The sequence below is a fragment of the Mesorhizobium sp. M7A.F.Ca.CA.004.06.1.1 genome, assembly GCF_003999135.1.
Classification (GTDB): domain Bacteria; phylum Pseudomonadota; class Alphaproteobacteria; order Rhizobiales; family Rhizobiaceae; genus Mesorhizobium.
On record NZ_RZPQ01001283.1, the window covers coordinates 1 to 819 of the forward strand.

Genomic DNA, 819 nt, shown 5'->3' on the forward strand with positions numbered 1-819 from the left:
GTTCTGGACAGCGGCGTGCCGATCCTGATGGTGGGCCTCGACGTCACCATGCAGGTGCTGATCGAGGCGCCGCAATATGCCGAGCTCGCGACCATCGACACGCCGCTCGGACGGCTCGTCAACGACTGGCTGCTGTTCTACGAGAAGCTGCACCGCAACTCGATGGGCGTCGGCGGCGCCATGCACGATCCCTTGGCGCTGGCGCTGGCCATCGATCCGACATTGGTGCGCACGCGCCCTGCCCATATCGGCGTCGATCTGTCCGGCACCTACGCCTTCGGCGCGACCATCGCCGATTACTGGGGCGAGCGCGGTGAAAAGGACAATGCCCGCATCGCCCATGAGGTCGACGCGGACCGCTTCTTCAAGCTGATGTTCGACCTGCTGCGGGATTGAACGGAGCGCCGCGGCGCAGGCAGCGCTTCAAGATAGGAATTTTTTCTTGACTCCCTGCACTCAGCTATGGTACATTTTTGCCTATGGTGCTGATTTGCGCCAGTGACCCGCCGCACAGGCGGGTTTTTCGTTTGATGCTCCGTCAAATCTCCCGCGCGACGAATTCAGCCGCGTGAGATGACAGGGTCAGTTGAGCTGGTTGAGGATTCCAGAGCTGCTCGCGACCGTCAAACTCCTGTAGATCAGGAACGCCAGCGTACAGATCGCGGCCAGCGAGATCGGCACGCCGAACGGCACCACGCCCTTGCGGTCCAGATGCTGGACGACAAGCCGAAAAGCACCCGCGGGCAGCATGAACGGGTTTTTCACGATGACCGCGGTTGCCAAAGCGAAAACCAGAAGCAGCACTGAAAACACTGCGAG

At 61.3% G+C, this 819-nt stretch carries 1 protein-coding gene and 1 pseudogene; one reads left to right on the plus strand and one right to left on the minus strand.

What is annotated here, in order from left to right; translation table 11 throughout:
- Positions 1–396, plus strand: a 396-nt coding sequence (locus tag EN906_RS35795) for a nucleoside hydrolase (RefSeq protein WP_164777689.1), incomplete at its 5' end; no start/stop codon positions are given.
- 186 nt (positions 397–582) lie between these two features.
- Here the strand turns inward: EN906_RS35795 and EN906_RS35800 are convergent.
- Positions 583–819, minus strand: a pseudogene (locus EN906_RS35800) (prepilin peptidase); the annotation flags it as partial.